Source organism: Spirillospora sp. NPDC029432, from assembly GCF_040703975.1.
GTDB lineage: Bacteria > Actinomycetota > Actinomycetes > Streptosporangiales > Streptosporangiaceae > Spirillospora.
Genome location: NZ_JBEZWH010000056.1, coordinates 36,522 through 52,951 on the forward strand (window position 1 = coordinate 36,522; position 16,430 = coordinate 52,951).

At 74.2% G+C, this 16,430-nt stretch carries 16 protein-coding genes; 10 read left to right on the top strand and 6 right to left on the bottom strand.

Annotated features, from left to right (window positions below):
* Positions 1-6 precede the first annotated feature (6 nt).
* A complete protein-coding gene (locus AB0881_RS31775) occupies positions 7-828 on the bottom strand; it encodes a methyltransferase domain-containing protein (protein ID WP_366622867.1) in 822 nt (273 codons plus the stop codon).
* A gap of 426 nt (positions 829-1,254) precedes the next feature.
* Here AB0881_RS31775 and AB0881_RS31780 point away from each other — a divergent pair, with 426 nt between their 5' ends.
* From AB0881_RS31780 to AB0881_RS31810, 7 genes are all read left to right on the top strand, one after another.
* On the top strand, positions 1,255-1,860 hold the full coding sequence (locus AB0881_RS31780; RefSeq protein WP_366622898.1) for a sigma-70 family RNA polymerase sigma factor: 606 nt from the start codon (positions 1,255-1,257) through the stop codon (positions 1,858-1,860).
* A gap of 3 nt (positions 1,861-1,863) precedes the next feature.
* Positions 1,864-2,193 carry a mycothiol system anti-sigma-R factor gene (rsrA, locus tag AB0881_RS31785; RefSeq protein ID WP_366622869.1) on the top strand — a complete coding sequence of 110 codons (330 nt, stop codon included), beginning with the start codon at positions 1,864-1,866 and terminating at the stop codon, positions 2,191-2,193.
* Positions 2,194-2,229: 36 nt separating this feature from the next.
* On the top strand, positions 2,230-3,150 hold the full coding sequence (locus tag AB0881_RS31790) for an NAD-dependent epimerase/dehydratase family protein (protein ID WP_366622871.1): 921 nt from the start codon (positions 2,230-2,232) through the stop codon (positions 3,148-3,150).
* 157 nt (positions 3,151-3,307) lie between these two features.
* Positions 3,308-4,681 (top strand): HD-GYP domain-containing protein, encoded by a 1,374-nt coding sequence (locus AB0881_RS31795; protein WP_366622872.1) that lies wholly within the window; start codon positions 3,308-3,310, stop codon positions 4,679-4,681.
* Positions 4,682-4,692: 11 nt separating this feature from the next.
* A complete protein-coding gene (locus tag AB0881_RS31800) occupies positions 4,693-6,021 on the top strand; it encodes an HD domain-containing phosphohydrolase (protein WP_366622874.1) in 1,329 nt (442 codons plus the stop codon).
* A gap of 67 nt (positions 6,022-6,088) precedes the next feature.
* Positions 6,089-7,432 carry a biotin carboxylase N-terminal domain-containing protein gene (locus AB0881_RS31805; protein ID WP_366622875.1) on the top strand — a complete coding sequence of 448 codons (1,344 nt, stop codon included), beginning with the start codon at positions 6,089-6,091 and terminating at the stop codon, positions 7,430-7,432.
* Positions 7,433-7,455: 23 nt separating this feature from the next.
* The gene (locus tag AB0881_RS31810; RefSeq protein ID WP_366622876.1) at positions 7,456-7,680 is read left to right on the top strand and encodes a hypothetical protein; all 225 of its coding nucleotides are present in this window, start codon (positions 7,456-7,458) and stop codon (positions 7,678-7,680) included.
* Here AB0881_RS31810 and AB0881_RS31815 read toward each other — a convergent pair.
* Together AB0881_RS31815 and AB0881_RS31820 are read right to left on the bottom strand one after the other, a co-directional pair.
* Complete coding sequence (locus tag AB0881_RS31815; protein WP_366622878.1) at positions 7,667-8,185, bottom strand: GNAT family N-acetyltransferase; 519 nt, start codon at positions 8,183-8,185, stop codon at positions 7,667-7,669. The two genes, AB0881_RS31810 and AB0881_RS31815, sit on opposite strands and share 14 nt — an antisense overlap.
* Positions 8,178-9,833 carry an acetolactate synthase gene (locus tag AB0881_RS31820; protein WP_366622880.1) on the bottom strand — a complete coding sequence of 552 codons (1,656 nt, stop codon included), beginning with the start codon at positions 9,831-9,833 and terminating at the stop codon, positions 8,178-8,180. Before AB0881_RS31820 ends, AB0881_RS31815 begins: the two co-directional genes overlap by 8 nt.
* 86 nt (positions 9,834-9,919) lie before the next feature.
* On the opposite strand from AB0881_RS31820, the gene AB0881_RS31825 reads away from it, so the two are divergent.
* Positions 9,920-11,590, top strand: coding sequence for a carotenoid oxygenase family protein (locus tag AB0881_RS31825; RefSeq protein WP_366622882.1), 1,671 nt, complete (start codon positions 9,920-9,922; stop codon positions 11,588-11,590).
* 16 nt (positions 11,591-11,606) lie between these two features.
* On the opposite strand, the gene AB0881_RS31830 is transcribed toward AB0881_RS31825, so the two are convergent.
* On the bottom strand, positions 11,607-12,404 hold the full coding sequence (locus AB0881_RS31830) for a hypothetical protein (RefSeq protein ID WP_366622884.1): 798 nt from the start codon (positions 12,402-12,404) through the stop codon (positions 11,607-11,609).
* Positions 12,405-12,548: 144 nt separating this feature from the next.
* Here AB0881_RS31830 and bioD point away from each other — a divergent pair, with 144 nt between their 5' ends.
* Together bioD and bioB are read left to right on the top strand one after the other, a co-directional pair.
* A complete protein-coding gene (gene bioD / locus AB0881_RS31835; RefSeq protein ID WP_366622886.1) occupies positions 12,549-13,271 on the top strand; it encodes a dethiobiotin synthase in 723 nt (240 codons plus the stop codon).
* Positions 13,272-13,294: 23 nt separating this feature from the next.
* On the top strand, positions 13,295-14,290 hold the full coding sequence (gene bioB, locus AB0881_RS31840) for a biotin synthase BioB (RefSeq protein WP_366622888.1): 996 nt from the start codon (positions 13,295-13,297) through the stop codon (positions 14,288-14,290).
* Between the two features lie 23 nt (positions 14,291-14,313).
* Here bioB and AB0881_RS31845 read toward each other — a convergent pair whose 3' ends face one another.
* Both AB0881_RS31845 and AB0881_RS31850 read right to left on the bottom strand, forming a co-directional pair.
* Positions 14,314-15,108, bottom strand: coding sequence for a GntR family transcriptional regulator (locus tag AB0881_RS31845; RefSeq protein ID WP_366622890.1), 795 nt, complete (start codon positions 15,106-15,108; stop codon positions 14,314-14,316).
* Between the two features lie 50 nt (positions 15,109-15,158).
* Positions 15,159-16,328 carry an 8-amino-7-oxononanoate synthase gene (locus AB0881_RS31850; RefSeq protein WP_366622892.1) on the bottom strand — a complete coding sequence of 390 codons (1,170 nt, stop codon included), beginning with the start codon at positions 16,326-16,328 and terminating at the stop codon, positions 15,159-15,161.
* Positions 16,329-16,430 lie beyond the last annotated feature (102 nt).

Here is a 16,430-nt window from a genome sequence, read left to right on the forward strand (position 1 = left end):
CCCGCCCTAGCCCGGACGATCAGGGCGGCGGGCGCTCGCCAGCAGGTGGACGCCCAGCGAGTCGTCGTTCAGCGGGGCGTTCAGCTCGGTGCGCACCAGCCGGGGCAGGGCGCGCGGCGAGGCGGCCAGCACGTGCTCGACCGTCGAGGGCGACAGCACCGTGCGCGGCCGCACCCACTCCACCTCCAGCCCGGCGTCGGTGAGCAGCTCGCGCAGCTGGTCGGCCAGGAAGCAGCGGGTCATGGTGCCGTCCGGCCACGGGACCAGCACGACCTCGGCGCTCGGGACGTCCGACAGGTGCGCCCAGCGCTTCTGCTCGGCCAGCAGCGCCATGCCCAGCGTGAGCGAGTCCACCGAGAGCAGCACCCGGCCGCCCGGCCGCAGCACCCGGGCGATCTCCGCGACGGCCGCCTCGGTGACCAGGTGCCGCGACAGCACCCGGTTCTCTGCGATCACGGCGTCCACGCAGCCGTCGGCGAGGAAGCCCAGCGCGCCGGAGTCGGCGATCACCCGCCGCGCCCGCCCGCCCGGCCCGCCCGGCCCGGACGGCCCGGGGTCCGGGTGGGGGGTCGGATGGGAGTTCAGCTGGGGATCGAGGACCTCGATCACCCGGTGCCCGGCCGCGGCGGCCTGGGCGCCGCTGCCGACCGTGCCGCCGGCCAGGTCGAGGATCCGGGAGGGGTGCCGGGGGAGCCAGCGCGCGAGCTGCGCCTCCGCGACGGCCCAGTAGAACCGCCAGTAGAGGGCGAGCGACTCGCCGTCGCCCGGCGGATCGCCGGGGGAGTCCCGCAGTGAGGCGACGGAGGGCTCGGGAGGTCGCGCCGGCACCGGTAGCAACGGTTTGCTCCTGTTCTCGCCGTGTATGTCACTTCTTCCCCCTGGGAGCCCGGACATCACCCTCCGTACAGATCGGGATGGCGTCCGCCTCCTTTCCGCATGCCCTACGCGTACCCGGAATCGGGAATCGACCGGGCCGTACCGGCGTTGCACCGTCTCATAACGCCCATGCGCCGCGCGCCGAACGACACGGTTACGGGGTGACCGGATCCGACCCGGCACGCCCGGCGCAGGGCACGGGAACGATTCGTTTCAGCGGAGGTGCGCCCCATGACCACAGCCCTTGCCGAGCGCGCGGGAGAGGCCGCGGCGGCGTCGCCCCTGGGCGGCGTGCCAGCCCCCGGCGGCGTGGTGAGGCAGCGTGGACCGCTATCGTCTGTGAGGGACGACGCCACCGGCGTCACCACAGCGGAGGGGGTGGGTCAGGTACCGGGCACCACGGAGACCGTGGAGCAGCGCCAGGAGCGGTTCCAGCGCGACGTGCTCCCGTTCTTGGACCAGCTGTATTCGGCCGCGCTGCGCATGACGCGCAACCCGGCGGACGCCGAGGATCTCGTTCAGGAGACCTTCGCCAAGGCTTTCGCGTCCTTCCACCAGTTCAAGGAGGGCACGAACCTCAAGGCCTGGCTCTACCGGATCCTGACCAACACCTTCATCAACTCCTACCGCAAGAAGCAGCGCCAGCCCCAGCAGGCTCACACCGAGGAGATCGAGGACTGGCAGCTCGCGCGGGCGGAGTCGCACACCTCCAGCGGCCTGAAGTCGGCCGAGGCCGAGGCGCTGGAGCACCTGCCCGACTCCGACGTGAAGCGGGCCCTGCAGGACCTGCCGGAGGAGTTCCGGATCGCGGTCTACCTCGCGGACGTCGAGGGCTTCGCGTACAAGGAGATCGCCGAGATCATGGGCACCCCGATCGGAACCGTGATGTCGCGTCTGCACCGCGGTCGGCGGCAGCTTCGCGGCATGCTGGAGGACTACGCCCGGGATCGCGGCCTGACCCGGGCGAGCGGGAAGGGTGAGTGAGCCATGAGCTGTGGCAACCACCACGAGACGCCGTGCGACGAAGTGCTGGCCCGCGTCTACACGTACCTGGACGGTGAACTCGACCAGGGCGGCTGCGGGGAGGTGAAGGAGCACCTCGACGAGTGCGGCCCGTGCCTGCGCGAGTACGGCCTCGAAGAGGCCGTCAAGAAGCTCGTCGGCAAGTCGTGCGGGTGCGAGCCGGCCCCGGAGGACCTGCGCGCCAAGGTGCTCGGCAAGATCGAGCAGATCTGCGGCGAGATCCGGAGCGGCGAGGGAGCCGAGCCCGCACAGCCGTCCCAGCCGTCTCAGCCGGCCAAACCCACCGGCGCCTGACCGGACCCGTGCGCCGCGCCTCGGTATCGTGCTGGGGTGCGCGTACTCGTCACCGGCGCGGCCGGTTTCATCGGCTCCCATCTCGTCGACCGGCTGCTCGCCGACGGCCATGAGGTCGTCGGCCTGGACGACCTGTCGTCCGGCGCCAACGTCCGCGACGACATCGAGCTGTGGCGGATGGACGTCGCCGATCCGGCGCTCGCCGGGCGGATCGCCGCCCGCCCGCCCGAGGTGGTCTGCCATCTCGCCGCGCAGGTGAGCGTCCGCGCCAGCGTGGCCGACCCGCTGGGCGACGCCCGGACCAACGTCGTCGGCACCGCGAACGTGCTGGAGGCCGCCCGCGCCGCCGGCACCCGCAAGATCGTCTTCACTTCCAGCTGCGCCGTGTACGGGGTGCCGGACGCGCTGCCCGTCCCCGCCTCGGCCGAGCTGCGGCCCGCCTCGCCGTACGCCGCGTCCAAGGTCACCGGCGAGGTGTACGCGCGCATGTACAAGGCCCTGCACGGCCTGGACTTCACCACCCTCACGCTGGCCAACGTCTACGGCCCGCGGCAGACCCCGGAGGGCGAGGCCGGGGTCATCTCGATCTTCACCGACGCGCTGCTCGCCGGCCGCCCCACCAAGGTCTTCGGCGACGGCAAGCAGACCCGCGACTACGTGTACGTCCTGGACGTCGTGGACGCCTTCGCCCGCGCCGCCGGCGACCAGGGCGGCGGCGGCCGGTTCAACGTCGGCACCGGCCTCCAGACCACCGACCGCGAGCTGCACTCGCTGGTCGCGGCGGCCGCCGGGGCGCCGGACGAGCCGGAGTTCGCGCCGCCGCGCCTCGGCGACCTGCCCGCGATGGCGGTCGATCCGGAGGCCACGCGCGCCGGGCTGGGCTGGGCGCCCCGCGTCGCGCTCCGCGAGGGTCTCGCGGAGACCGTCGCCTGGGCGCGCGGCCGCGCCGGCCGGTGACGATTGCTTCACGCTTTGCACGCGATTCTCCGCTTGCCTGTGTGACCTGCGCCTCCCGCGTTAGGCTTGGGCCGAAATCAGCGACGGGGACACATGCGGGGGCCCGTTAACGGATCCCGGCGCACAGCAGGGAGACGTCGACTCCCGAGGGGGCGGCATGCGTGGACTACCTCCCGCCGCATGGGCGTACGTCTGCGGCGTGGTGGCGCTGGCGGCCGGGCTCATAGCGACGGCGTCGTACGACGGGCTCGACTGGCGGGCGCTGGCCGTGCTCGCGATGCTCTTCCTCATCTGCGACTCCGCGCCGGCCCTCCTCAACGTGGAGCGCGCCCGCGTCTCGCTGAGCTTCGCCGCCAGCCTGGCCTCGGTGGTGCTGCTGGGCCCGGCCGGCGCCGCGCTGCTCGGCGTCTGCGCGATCGTCACCGGGCAGCGGCTGTTCGCGCCGGTCAAGCGGATCTTCAACGGCGCCCAGTTCGCGCTGTGCGGGTACGCGTCGGGCGTCGTCTTCGGCGCGCTCGGCGGGCAGCGCTTCGAGCCCGGCCAGGCCAAGTGGGTCGAGCACGTGATCGGGCCGTTCGTCGCGGCGCTGGTGACGTTCGTGCTGGTCAACATGCTGCTGGTGGCGGGGATCCTGCTGCTGAGCCGGCAGGCGACCGCGCGCGAGCTGCTGGGCGCCAGCGGCGCGCTGGCCTTCGGCTGCCTGGGGTACGGCATGTTCGGGCTGCTGATCGCGGGCCTGTGGTCGCGGGTCGGCATCGGGCCGTTCGCGGCGGTGCTGGTGCTGCTGCCGCTGTTCATCGCGCGCTGGGCGCTGGAGCAGACCCGCGCGCAGCAGCAGGCGCACGCCGCCACGCTCGCCGCGCTGTGCCAGGCGGTCGAGACGAAGGACTACTACACCCGCGGCCATTCCGAGCGCGTCTCCCGCGGCTCGGTGATGATCGCCAAGGAGGTCGGGATGCGGCCCGACCGCGTCGAGGCGATCCGGTACGCGGGGATGCTGCACGACGTGGGCAAGCTCGGCGTCCCGACCAAGGTCCTGCAGAAGTCCGGGTCGCTGACCGAGGAGGAGTTCGCGGCCATCCAGCTGCACCCGATGCGCGGGCTGGAGATCGTCCGGGAGATCGGGTTCCTGGACGAGGCGCTCGCCGGGATCATGCACCACCACGAGAAGATGAACGGCCGCGGCTACCCGATGGGCCTGGCCGGCGACGAGATCCCCGAGTTCGCCCGGGCCATCTCGATCGCGGACGCGTTCGACTGCATGACCTCGACCCGCTCCTACCGCGCCGCCCGCACCGTCGAGGAGGCCGTCGAGGAGCTGCGGCGCTGCGCCGGCGATCACTTCGACCCCGACATGGTGGAGGCGTTCCTGAGCGCGCTGGAACGCGACGGCTGGGAGCCGCCCAAGCCGGTGGTGCTGCCGGAGGACGACATCGCCGAGACCACCCAGCAGGACCACGACGACCCGAGCGCCCCGATCCGGGTCGCCGGGGAGGGCGTCCCCGAGACCGGCGACGGCATCCGCCGCTAGAAAAGGATCCGATGAGCACCCAGATGCGCACCCGGGAGCGGGCCGCCTGGCAGACCATCGACTCGGGCCAGCTGCTCCTGATCGCCACCGCCGGGCTGTTCGCGCTGGTCGCGGTCACCCAGGTCGCCGCGGTCGGGCTGGTCCAGCCCGAGGTCGCGATCGTGTTCGGTGTGCTGATCGCGCTCGGCGAGCTGTTCCGCATGGTCATGCCCGGCAACCGGGAGGTCGCGCCGATCGCCGGCGCGGCCGGCATCGGCTACGCGCTGCTGGTCGGCATCGGGCCGGAGGGCGCGCCGCCGGACGCCCTGCTCGGGGTCGTCCAGGCGGCCCACTCGCCGCTGCAGGTGGTGGCGGTGACCGCGGCCGGCATGCTGGTCGGCTCGCTGCCGCACGTCGCGGTCGGCCGCCCGGCCCGGCTGGACGCGATGTCGCGCCGGCTGTTCACGGTCGCGACCGTCGCGCTGTGCTTCCGGCCGCTGCTGGAGCTGCGCCTGGACTGGCAGGTGCTGCTGGCCATGATGGGCCTGGCCGTCGTGCTGTCCTGCCTGTGCGACGTGCTGATCGCGGCGCTGATCCGGGCGGAGGCCGTCCGGGCCCGGTTCGGGATCGTGGTGCGCGACGAGATCCGCGCGAAGCTGGCGCTGTGCGCGGCCACCAGCGCCACCGCGATGCTGATCGCGGTCGCGACGACCGTGATGGGCCCGGCCGCGCTGCTGGTGTTCACCGCGCCGATCCTGGTCACGCAGTTCGCGTTCCGCCGCTACGCCGGCATCCGCGCCACCTACCTGCAGACCGTGCGGGCGCTGTCGCGGGTCACCGAGGTCGGCGGGTACGTGGAGACCGGCCACTCGCGGCGGGTGGCGGCGCTGTCGGTGTCGATGGGCCGCGAGCTCGGCATGTCCGAGGAGGAGCTGCTGGAGCTGGAGTACGCGGCGCTGATGCACGACATCGGCCAGCTCTCCCTAGGCGACCCGATCCCGGGCGGCGCCACCGTGCTGGCCTCGCCCGCCGAGCAGCGCCGGATCGCCGAACTGGGCGCCGAGGTGATCAAGGAGACGGGGGTGCTGGACCGGGTCGCCGCGATCGTCCAGCTGTCGTCGCACCCGTACCGCGCCGCCGGCGGGCCCGGCGCCGCTCCCGCGGCCGGCGCGTCCGGGCCGCCGCTGGCCAGCCGGATCATCAAGGTCGCCAACGCCTACGACGACCTGGTCGGCGACTCCGCCGACCGCGACCGCGGCGCCGCCGTGCTGGAGCGGCTGCGGCTGGACTCGGCCGCCGAGTACGATCCCGCCGTCGTCGAGGCGCTCAGCCGCGTCGTCGACCGCCGCCCCCGCGGCTAGCCTAGGATCTCCATCGCGAGACCCCGCCGCCGGCCGGGACGCGAAGAGCACAGAGGAGTGGGCCCAGGTGTACGAGTCCGTACTCGTGGCGAACCGCGGCGAGATCGCCAGCCGGATCATCGGCACCGTCCGCGGTCTGGGGCTCAAGGCGATCGCGGTGTACTCCGAGGCGGACGCGGACCTGCCGTTCGTCGCCGAGGCCGACGAGGCGATCCTCATCGGGCCCGCCCCCGCCGCGCAGAGCTACCTCGACGTTCCCCGGATCATGGAGGCGGCCCGGCGGACCAGGGCCCGCGCCGTCCATCCCGGGTACGGGTTCCTCGCCGAGAACGCCGCGTTCGCCCGCGCGGTCGAGGCCGCCGGGCTGGGCTGGATCGGCCCGCCGTCGGCGGCGATCGGCCGGATGCGCGACAAGATCAACGCGCGGAACCTGATGAAGGAGGCCGGGATCCCGGTCGCGCCCGGTGTCTGGGAGCCGGTCCCGGACGCCGCCACGGCCGCGGAGGAGGCCGAGCGGATCGGCTACCCGGTGATGGTCAAGGCGGCCACCGGCGGCCGCGGCATCGGCCTGGCGGCGGTGTACGGCGAGGCCGCGCTGCGCGAGGCGTACGAGACCGTCCGCAGGGCCGCCGACGGGCACACCGGCGGCGACGACATCCTGCTGGAGCGCTACGTCGAGAACGCCCGGCACCTCGGGGTGCAGATCCTCGGCCTGGTGGACGGCACCGTCCTCGCGCTCGGCGAGCGGGACTGCTCGGTGCAGCGCCGCCACCAGAAGGTGATCGAGGAGTCGCCGTCGCCCGGCCTCGCCCCGGAGCTGCGCGAGCGGATCCTGGCCGCGGCCGTGCGGGCGGGCGAGCTCGTCGGCTACCGCGGCGCCGGCACGGTCGAGTTCCTGGTCGATCCGGCGACGGGGGAGTTCTTCTTCCTGGAGATGGACACCCGCCTCCAGACGGAGCATCCGGTCACCGAGCTGGTCACCGGCGTCGACCTGGTGGAGCAGCAGCTGCGGATCGCGTCGTTCGAGCCGGTGTCGTTCACCCCGGCCCCGCCCCGCGGGCACGCGATCCAGCTGCGGGTGTACGCCGAGGACCCGGTGCGCTCGGTGCCCGCCGCCGGCGAGATCAAGATCTGGGAGGAGCCGGTCGGCGACGGGATCCGGATCGACGCCGGGTACGCCGAGGGCGACACCGTCACCCGGTTCTACGACCCCCTGCTCGCGAAGCTGTGCGTGCACGGCGACGACCGGGCCGCCGCGCTGGCGCGGGCCCGCGCCGCCGTCGCCGCGTTCCGGATCGAGGGCCTGCCGACGAACCTGCCGCTGCTCGCCGAGGTGCTGGACACGCCGGAGTTCGTGGCCGGCGCGTACGACACCGGGCTGCTGGGCCGCATGCGCGGGACCGGCCGCTGATGCCCGGGAGTACGCTTCCGGCTGTGAACGACAGCGACTCCGGCAGTGACTCGAACGGCGCTATCGCGAGCTACTGCGACCGCTGCGGCGGGCCCGCCCGCGAGGGCGACCACGAGGCGTGCCGCGGCGCGCGGCTGATGGAGCCGCCGCGCTACTGCGGGCGCTGCCGCCGCCGGATGGTCGTCCAGGTGACGCCGGCCGGCTGGAGCGCCCGCTGCAGCGAGCACGGGACGCTCAGCTCGGCCTGAGCGCCAGCGCGTACGTCATCAGCGTCAGCCCGGCCACCGGGGAGAAGTCCCGGTCCGGGGTGCGGACGAAGCCCATCCGCTCGTACATGAGCTGGGCCGTGCGCATGTTGGGCTGCGTCGACAGGCGCAGCCCGATGAGCCCGGCCGCGCGGGCCCGGTCGGCGCACGCCCGCACGAGCGCCCGGCCCGCCCCGGCGCCGCGGGCCCGTTCCCGCACGGCGAGCATGCGGAACTCGCCCTCGTCGGGCGCGGCCAGCTCGCGGTACGGGCTGCCCGGCGGGCAGTAGGCGACGGCGCCGGCGATCTCGCCGCCGCTCTCGGCGACCAGCAGCTCGGCGTTGGCGGCCCGGTCGGCGGCGTCGGCGAGGGTGCGCACGTACGACGAGCCCGGCGGGACCAGCCCGCCGTGCACGTACACCTCCACGGTCAGCTCGCCGACCAGCGCGTACTCGTCGGGGCGGGCCGGGCGGACGGTCACCGCGGCCCGTACGGAGGACTCAGGCACCGGTCGTGCTCCGCGGGTAGGAGACCTCGGGGTCGGTGGCGACGTTGACCATGTACGGGACGCCCGAGTCGAACGCGCGGCGCAGCGCCGGGCCGATCTCATCCGGCCGGGTGACCAGCTCGCCGGCCCCGCCCAGGGCGCGGACGACCTCGTCGTACCGGCATTCCGGCTGGAGGTCGGCGGCCACGTCGTAGCCGTACAGGGCGCGCATCGGGTGCTTCTCCAGGCCCCAGGCCCCGTTGTTGCCCACGATCATGACCACGGGCAGCCCGTGCCGGACGAGCGTGTCGACGTCCATCAGCGAGAACCCGGCGGCGCCGTCGCCGAGCAGCAGCGCGATCTGCGCGTCCGGGCGGGCCAGCCGCGCCGCCGCCGCGTAGCCGGGGCCGGTGCCGAGGCAGCCGTACGGGCCGGGGTCGAGCCAGCCGCCGGGGCGCTTCGGCTCGACGTACTTGCCCGCGTACGAGACGAAGTCGCCGCCGTCGCCGATCACCACGGCGTCGTCGTCGAGCACCCTGGCCAGCTCGCCGTACACCCGCAGCGGGTGGATCGGGTCGGCGGCGGACTCCAGCAGGCCGGCGTCGCCGGCGATCGCCGCGCGGGCCGCGTCGCGCAGGCCGCTCGTCCACTCGGCGTACGAGGACGGGTCGGTGCCCGCCTTGGCGCACGCCTCGGCCAGCCCGCCGAAGACGAGCGACAGGTCGCCCGCGGCGGACCCGTCCGTGGCGACGTGCCCGGCCAGGTGCGACGGCGCGTCCGCCAGATGGACGACCTTGGCCATGCCGCCGCCGAACGTCCCGTACCCGAGCCGGAAGTCCAGCGGCGTCCCCGCGACGATCACCAGGTCGGCCGCGCTGAACGCGCGGCCGCGGGCGCGGGTGACGAGCAGGTCGTGGCCGGGCGGCAGGATCCCGCGGCCCTGCCCGTTGGCGACGACCGGCAGCCGCAGTTCCTCGGCGAACGCGCGGGCGGCGTCCTCGGCGCGGTCCATCCACACGTCCGAGCCGATCACGAGCAGCGGGTGCCGGGCCTCGGCGATCAGCGCCGCGATGCCGGCGAGCGCGTCGGCGTCGGGCTCGGCCCGTGCGGCGGCCGCGGGTTCCGGGGCGGCCGCGTCCGGTGCGGGGCCGAACAGGTGGTCCATGGCGAAGTCGAGGAAGACCGGCCCGCGGTGCGGCTCGGTGGCGGTCCGGAAGGCCCGCTCGACGTCGGCCTCGATCGTCTCGGGGCCGGCCGCCGTCGCCGCCAGCTTGGTGATCGGCGCGACCAGCGGGGGATGGTCGAGCTCCTGCAGCGCCCCGGTGCCCCAGCGGCCCTGCGGCGCGCGCCCGCCGAGCACGACCACCGGCGAGCCGTTGAAGTGGGCGGTCGCGATGCCGCTGACCCCGTTGGTGATCCCGGGGCCGGCGGTCAGCACCGCCAGGCCGGGCTCGCGGGTCAGCCGCGCGGTCGCCTCGGCGGCGAACACGGCCGTCTGCTCGTGCCGCACGTCCAGGATGCGCGGCCGCGGCTCCTCGCGCGACGCCCCGTCGCGCACCGCTCCGTCGTAGATGGGGAAGACGTGCCCTCCGGACAGCGTGAACATCGTGTCCACGCCGTGCCGCCGTACCACCGAGATGACGGCGTCGCCGCCGTGCCGAGGCTCCATGAACGCAACGTAGCACCGGGGACCACCCCGGACTCCATAGTAGTTAGGGTCTTGACGACGCTCGCGGGACTCGCTTGATTGGTCGCATGCCGGTTCCCCGCTCGATCCTCACCAAGGCCGACGTCACCGACCACGACTTCGAGCTCGTCGCCGGAACGTGGCCGGACGACATCGCCGGCCATTTCCTCGTCAGCACCTCCGACCAGCGCACCCACCCACTGCACGCGTTCTTCGGCGACGGGATCATGGCGCGGCTGGAGCTGCGGCCCGACGCCGCCGGGCGCTTCCCGTGGCGGGCCCGCGTCATCGACACCCCGTCCGTGCGGCTGCGCCGCAAGCGCCCCGACCTCTTCACCGCCGGTCCCGTCGGGACGAGCTCGCCGTGGGGGTTCGTGAACTGCGCCAACACCGCGCCGCTGCCCTGGGGCGACCGCTTGTTCGCCACCTGGGACGCCGGCCGCCCCGTCGAGGTCGACCCGGTCACGCTCGCGTTCGTCGCCGAGGTCGGGCACCGCGACGACTGGAAGCCCTCGATCGACCAGGCCGTGCTGCCGCTGATCTCCTCGTCCGCGCACCCGGTGGTCGACCCCGAGCGCGGCTGCCTCTGGACGGTCAGCCGGGACGTCATGACCGGCGCCGTCTCGGTGATCCGCCACGACGGCACCGGCAGCCGCGTCAGCCGCTGGCTCGTCGAAGGGGCCACGCTCCCGCAGGCCACCCACACCATCACGCAGACCCGCGACTGGCTGGTGCTCGCCGACACCGCGTACAAGATCGACCCGGAGGAGGTCTTCGGCGGCGAGCGCACCGTAGCCAACAACCCCGACGGCCCCGTCCTGCTGATCCGCAAGGACGACCTCGACCCCGCCCGCGACACCGTCGGCTGCGCCGAGTTCCGGATCGCGCCCGAGGTCAACCACTTCTACGCCCGCTACGACGACTCCGCCGGGATCGACGTCGTCATGGAGCACACGCCGGGCGTCGACATCGGCATGTACCTGCGGGAGGACGACACCGACGCGTACGGCCGGCCCGTCGACCCCGCCCTGCGCGGGATGTACTGCCACGGCATGAGCCCCGCCCTCACCACCCTGCTGCGCTTCGACCCCGAGACCGGCCGGGTGACCGAGCGCGCCCGCGCGTACGACCCGGAACGCTGGTGGCAGGCCGAGCTGTCGGCGATCGACTGGAGCCTGGAGGGGCAGACCGCGCCCACCCGCCACCACCTGGTCTACATCGGCTTCCATCCGGAGGCCGTCAACCGGCGCGCGCTGGACAACTACGCCGGCCGCGTCGATCCCGCCCTCTTCCCCCGCGAGGAGACGCCCGCCGTCCTGGTCACCCACGACCGCGACGACCTCAAGCCGCTCGCCGAATGGACGTTCGCGCTCGACGACTACCCGACCTCGCCGTCGTTCGTCCCCCGCGCGCCGGGGGGCGCCGGCCGTACGCGCTACGCGGGCACCGACCCCGGCGGGCATGACGGCTACCTCGTCGTCGCCGTCCACAACGACGACCGGTTCCGGGTGGAGCTGTTCGACGCGGCCGACGTGTCGCGCGGCCCCGTCGCCGTGCTGGCGCCGCCGCGCGGCACGACGCTGCCGTTCCTGATCCACTCCGCGTGGATGCCCGAGGCCGTGCCGGCGCCGTCCGGCCTCGGCCGGCTGCGCTTCGCCGACGACCTGGACGACCGCCTGGACCAGCTGCCGCCCGACCTCGCCGCCACCGCCCGCGAGGTCGCCGCCGAACTGGAGTGACCGGCCGGCTCCGGCGTCAGCTCCGGGTGATGTCCTCGCAGGTCCTCTCGTCGGGGAGCATGGGGCGCAGGCGGACGGAGTAGAGCCTGCCGCCGCTGCGCCAGCGGCGGTCGTCCATCGCGGTGGCGATGTGCTTGAACACCGTGTCGCGGTCCTCGCCCGTGTAGACGGTGCAGAGCCCGCCGGCGGCGCGCACGCCCTCGCCGAGCGGGCGGTCGACGGGCCAGTCCGACACCCGCCGGCCGTCGGTCGCGGGGCTCTCCCCGGCGAGCGCCGCGATCCGGGGAGCCCGGTACGCCGCCGGCGGCGCCGCCTGATCGGCCTGCGGCCATCCCTTGGGGTCCAGCCGCTTCCAGAAGCTCACCGCCGGGACATGCTGGGCCTCCGGCTGGACGACCCGCGTCCGCGCCTCGCCCATGGTGATGAAGAGGACCATCGCGTCGGCGATCTGCGCCTCGGAGCCGTGCGTCCGCGACCGGTCCAGGCCGGCCGCGCGCGCCTCGAGCAGCAGCTTCCGCAACGCCTCGGGCCGCAGCCGGTACTCCCGCAGCGCGGGGACCGGGGCGTTCGACCTCAGCGGCACGATCGCGCGCCCGTCGGCGTACAGCGAGAACTCCGGAAGGGTCCCGGGCCCGCCCAGCCCCGCGATCCCGCCCGTCATCCGCCACCGCAGCGCGAGCGAGTCGTCCCGCGGCGGATCCGGCCGTGCCGCTTCCGATCGCGGCGGCTCCGACCGCGCCGGTTCCTGCCCGCCGCCGCACGCGACCAGGGCCACGGCCCCGGTGAGCGCCACGGCGACCCCCCGATTCACCACGCTCCCGAAGCGTACGCACGGATCGGCCATGAGGCTTGGACGCCGCTCGCCCTTGACCGGTTCCCGGCCGTACAAAGACCGGGCCGTCAACCCTGTCGGTTCCGTGCGGGCCCGCCCCGGCGGCGCCGTACTAGGGTGCCGCTCGTGAGCGTGCTCGTGGTGACCGGGACCTGCACCGGCGTCGGCAAGACGATCGTCACCGCCGCACTGGCGGCCCTGGCGGCGGCCCGCGGCGCCGCCGTCGCCGTGGTGAAGCCCGGCCAGACCGGGGCGGCGCCGGGCGAGCCCGGCGACCTCGACGACGTCCGCCGGCTCGCGGGCGTGGCCGACCTGCACGAGTACGCCCGCTTCCCCGATCCGCTGTCGCCCGCCGCGGCCGCCCGGCACGCGGGCCTGCCGCCGCTCCGCCTCACCGACGCGGCCGAACGCGTCCACGCGCTGGCCGAGTCCCGCGACCTCGTCCTGGTCGAGGGCGCCGGCGGCCTGCTCGTCCGCTACGACGACGAGGGGACCACGGTCGCCGACCTGGCCCGCTGGCTCGGCGCGGCCGCCGTCGTGGTGGCCCGTCCCGACCTCGGCACGCTCAACCACACGGCGCTGACGCTGGAGGCGATGGCGCACCGCGGCGTCCAGCCCGCCGGCGTCGTCATCGGCGAGTGGCCGGAGAAGCCCGACCTCGCCATGCGCAGCAACGTCCGCGACCTGGAGACGATCGCGGCCCGCCCGCTGGCCGGCGCGTTCCCGGCCGGCGCCGGCTCCCTCGAACCCGCCGAGTTCCTGCTCGCCGCGCACGCCGCGCTGGCGCCCCCGTTCGGCGGGACGTTCGACCCCGCCGTCTTCCGGGCCGACCACGACCCCCTAACGTGAAGCCACCCCACAAAGGAGAATCCGTGAGCGACATCCTCGAAACGGCCCGCCGGCAGGTGCTGGAGGAGGGCCGCGGCCTGTCCGGCGAGCAGGTCCTGGAGTGCCTGACGCTGCCCGACGACCGGCTCGAGGAACTGCTCGCGCTCGCCCACGAGGTCCGGATGCGCTGGTGCGGCCCCGAGGTCGAGGTGGAGGGCATCGTCTCCCTCAAGACCGGCGGCTGCCCCGAGGACTGCCACTTCTGCTCCCAGTCGGGCCAGTTCACCTCCCCGGTCCGCGCGGTCTGGCTGAACATCCCCGAACTGGTGGAGGCGGCCAAGGAGACCGCGAAGACCGGCGCCACCGAGTTCTGCATCGTCGCCGCCGTACGCGGCCCCGACGAGCGGCTCATGAAGCAGGTCCGCGAGGGGATCGACGCCATCAACGCGGCCGTCGAGATCAACATCGCGTGCTCGCTCGGCATGCTCACCCAGGAGCAGGTGGACGAGCTCACCGCCATGGGCGTCCACCGCTACAACCACAACCTGGAGACCGCCCGCTCGCACTTCCCCAGCGTCGTCACCACGCACAGCTGGGAGGAGCGCTGGGACACCCTCCGCATGGTCAAGGCGGCCGGAATGGAGGTGTGCTGCGGCGGGATCATCGGCATGGGCGAGACCGTCGAGCAGCGCGCCGAGTTCGCCGGCCAGCTGGCCGAGCTGGAGCCCGACGAGGTGCCGCTGAACTTCCTGGCGCCGCGTCCCGGCACCCCGTTCGCCGACCATCCGCTGGTCGAGGGCCCCGAGGCGCTGAAGACCATCGCCGCGTTCCGGCTGGCCCTGCCCCGCACGATCCTGCGCTACGCCGGCGGCCGCGAGCTCACCCTCGGCGACCTCGGCACCCGCGAGGGCATGCTCGGCGGCATCAACGCCATCATCGTCGGCAACTACCTGACCACCCTCGGCCGCCCCGCCGAGAAGGACCTGGACCTCCTCAGCGAGCTCCAGATGCCCATCAAGGCCCTCTCCAAGACCCTCTAGAACCCTCTAGGACCCTCTGAGGCTCAGTCGCGGCGCAGCCGGGTGATGAACTTGTACCGGTCGCCGCGGTAGAGGGACTGGGCCCACTCGACGGGCTGGCCGGTGGCGTCGAAGGCGTGCCGGGACAGCAGCAGCAGCGGGAGGCCGACGTCGACGGCCAGGAGCTGGGCGTCGTGCGGGGTGGCCAGGACGGTCTCGATCGTCTCCTCGGCCTCGGTGAGGTGGACGTCGTACGCGGTGGCCAGCGTCTCGTACAGCGAGTGGTGGCGGGGCAGCTCGCGGCGCAGGCCGGGGAAGCGGCGGGCCGGCAGGTGCGAGGTGTCGATCGACATCGCCTCGCCGTCGGCCAGCCGGAGGCGGTGGATCCGCAGCACCCGGCCCCCCGGCCGGATTCCCAGCAGGGTCGCCAGCCGCTCGTCCGCCGACACGTACCCGATCTCCAGGATGCGGGTCTCCGGGCGCAGGCCGTGGTGGCGCATGTCCTCGGTGTAGCTGACCAGCTGGAGCTCCTGGGAGACCTTCGGCTTGGCGACGAAGGTGCCCTTGCCCTGGATGCGCTGGAGCCGGCCCTCGATGACCAGCTCGGCCAGGGCCTGCCGGACGGTCGTGCGGGACGTCTCGTACTTCTCGGCGAGCGTGCGCTCGGGCGGCAGCGGGCTGCCCGGCGGCAGCGACTGGATCAGCTCGACCAGCAGCTCTTTCAGCTTGTAGTACTTGGGGATGCGGGGCGCCTGGACCGAGTGGTGCTTGCCGATGTCGCCGAGCGGCGCGCGCTCGTACCCGCCCCCGTGCCGGGGCCCGCCCCTGACCTCCGTCACGGTCTCTCCTCACGTTCATCATCGGTTGTCCCCGATGTTAACTATGAAGATTATGGTCGGTGCAGCCCGGCGACGGCCGACAGAGCCCCGCGCAGGGCTGTGAGGTCCGCCTCGCCGACGGTGGCGCGGGCGGTGAGCCGCAGGCAGGCGCGCCCCTTCGGGACGGACGGCGGCCGGAAGCAGCCGACCCTGGCCCCCGCCTCGGCGCAGATCTCCGCGGCCCGTACGGCCGCCTCCGGCTCTCCCAGGAACACGGGGACGACCGCGGCGGCGGGCTCCTCGGTGGTCTCCAGCCCCAGCCCCGCGGCGATCTCCGCCATGCGCCGGGCCCGCTCGCGGGCCCGGGCGGGCAGGCCGGGCTCCGCGTCCAGGACGTCCAGCGCCGCCAGCGCGGCGCCCACGGCGGGCGGGTTCAGCCCCGTGTCGAAGATGAACGCGCGCCCCGTGTCCACCAGCGTCTCGATCACCTCAGGCGCCCCGAGCACGGCGCCGCCCTGGGAGCCGAGCGCCTTGGACAGCGTCAGCGTCAGCACCACGTCGGGCTCCCCGGCCAGCCCCGCGGAGTGCGCGGCGCCCCGCCCCCGCTCGCCGACGACGCCCAGCGCGTGCGCCTCGTCGACGACCAGGAGGGCGCCGTGGGCCCGTACGACGCGGTGCAGCTCGGCCAGCGGCGCCAGGTCGCCGTCCACGGAGAAGACGGCGTCGGTGACGACGAGCGCGTGCTCCTCGTCCCGTCCGGCCAGGGCGTGCTCGACCGCCGCCACGTCCCGGTGCGGAACGATCACCACCCGGGACCGGGACAGCCGGCAGGCGTCCACGATCGAGGCATGGTTGACCTGGTCGGACACCACCAGATCGGCCGCCCCCGCCAGCCCCGCCACGGCGCCCAGGTTGGCCAGGTAGCCGGAGGAGAACACGAGCCCCGCCGCGCTGCCGGCGTGCGCCGCCAGCCGCCGGTCGAGCTCCGCGTGCAGCCCGGTCGTCCCGGTGACCAGCCGCGACCCGGTCGACCCCGTCCCGTACTCCCGCGCCGCCGCCGTCGCCCCCTCGATCAGCCGCGGATCCCGCGAGAGCCCGAGGTAGTCGTTGGAGGCCAGGTCGATGAGCCCGTCATGGTCGCCGGTACGGGCCCGCAGCCGCCGCCGCAGCCCCGCCCGCTCGCGCCGCGCCGCCGCGACCCGCAGCCGCGCCAGGGGGTCGTGGGGGTCGTGGGGGTCCATGCGCGAATCCTTCCAGGACCCCGGATTCCACAGGACCCCGGGGTTGGGCAAGGGCGAAGCCCAAAGGGGGCCTGGGGGACGAAGTCCCCCAGCGGGGGGTGC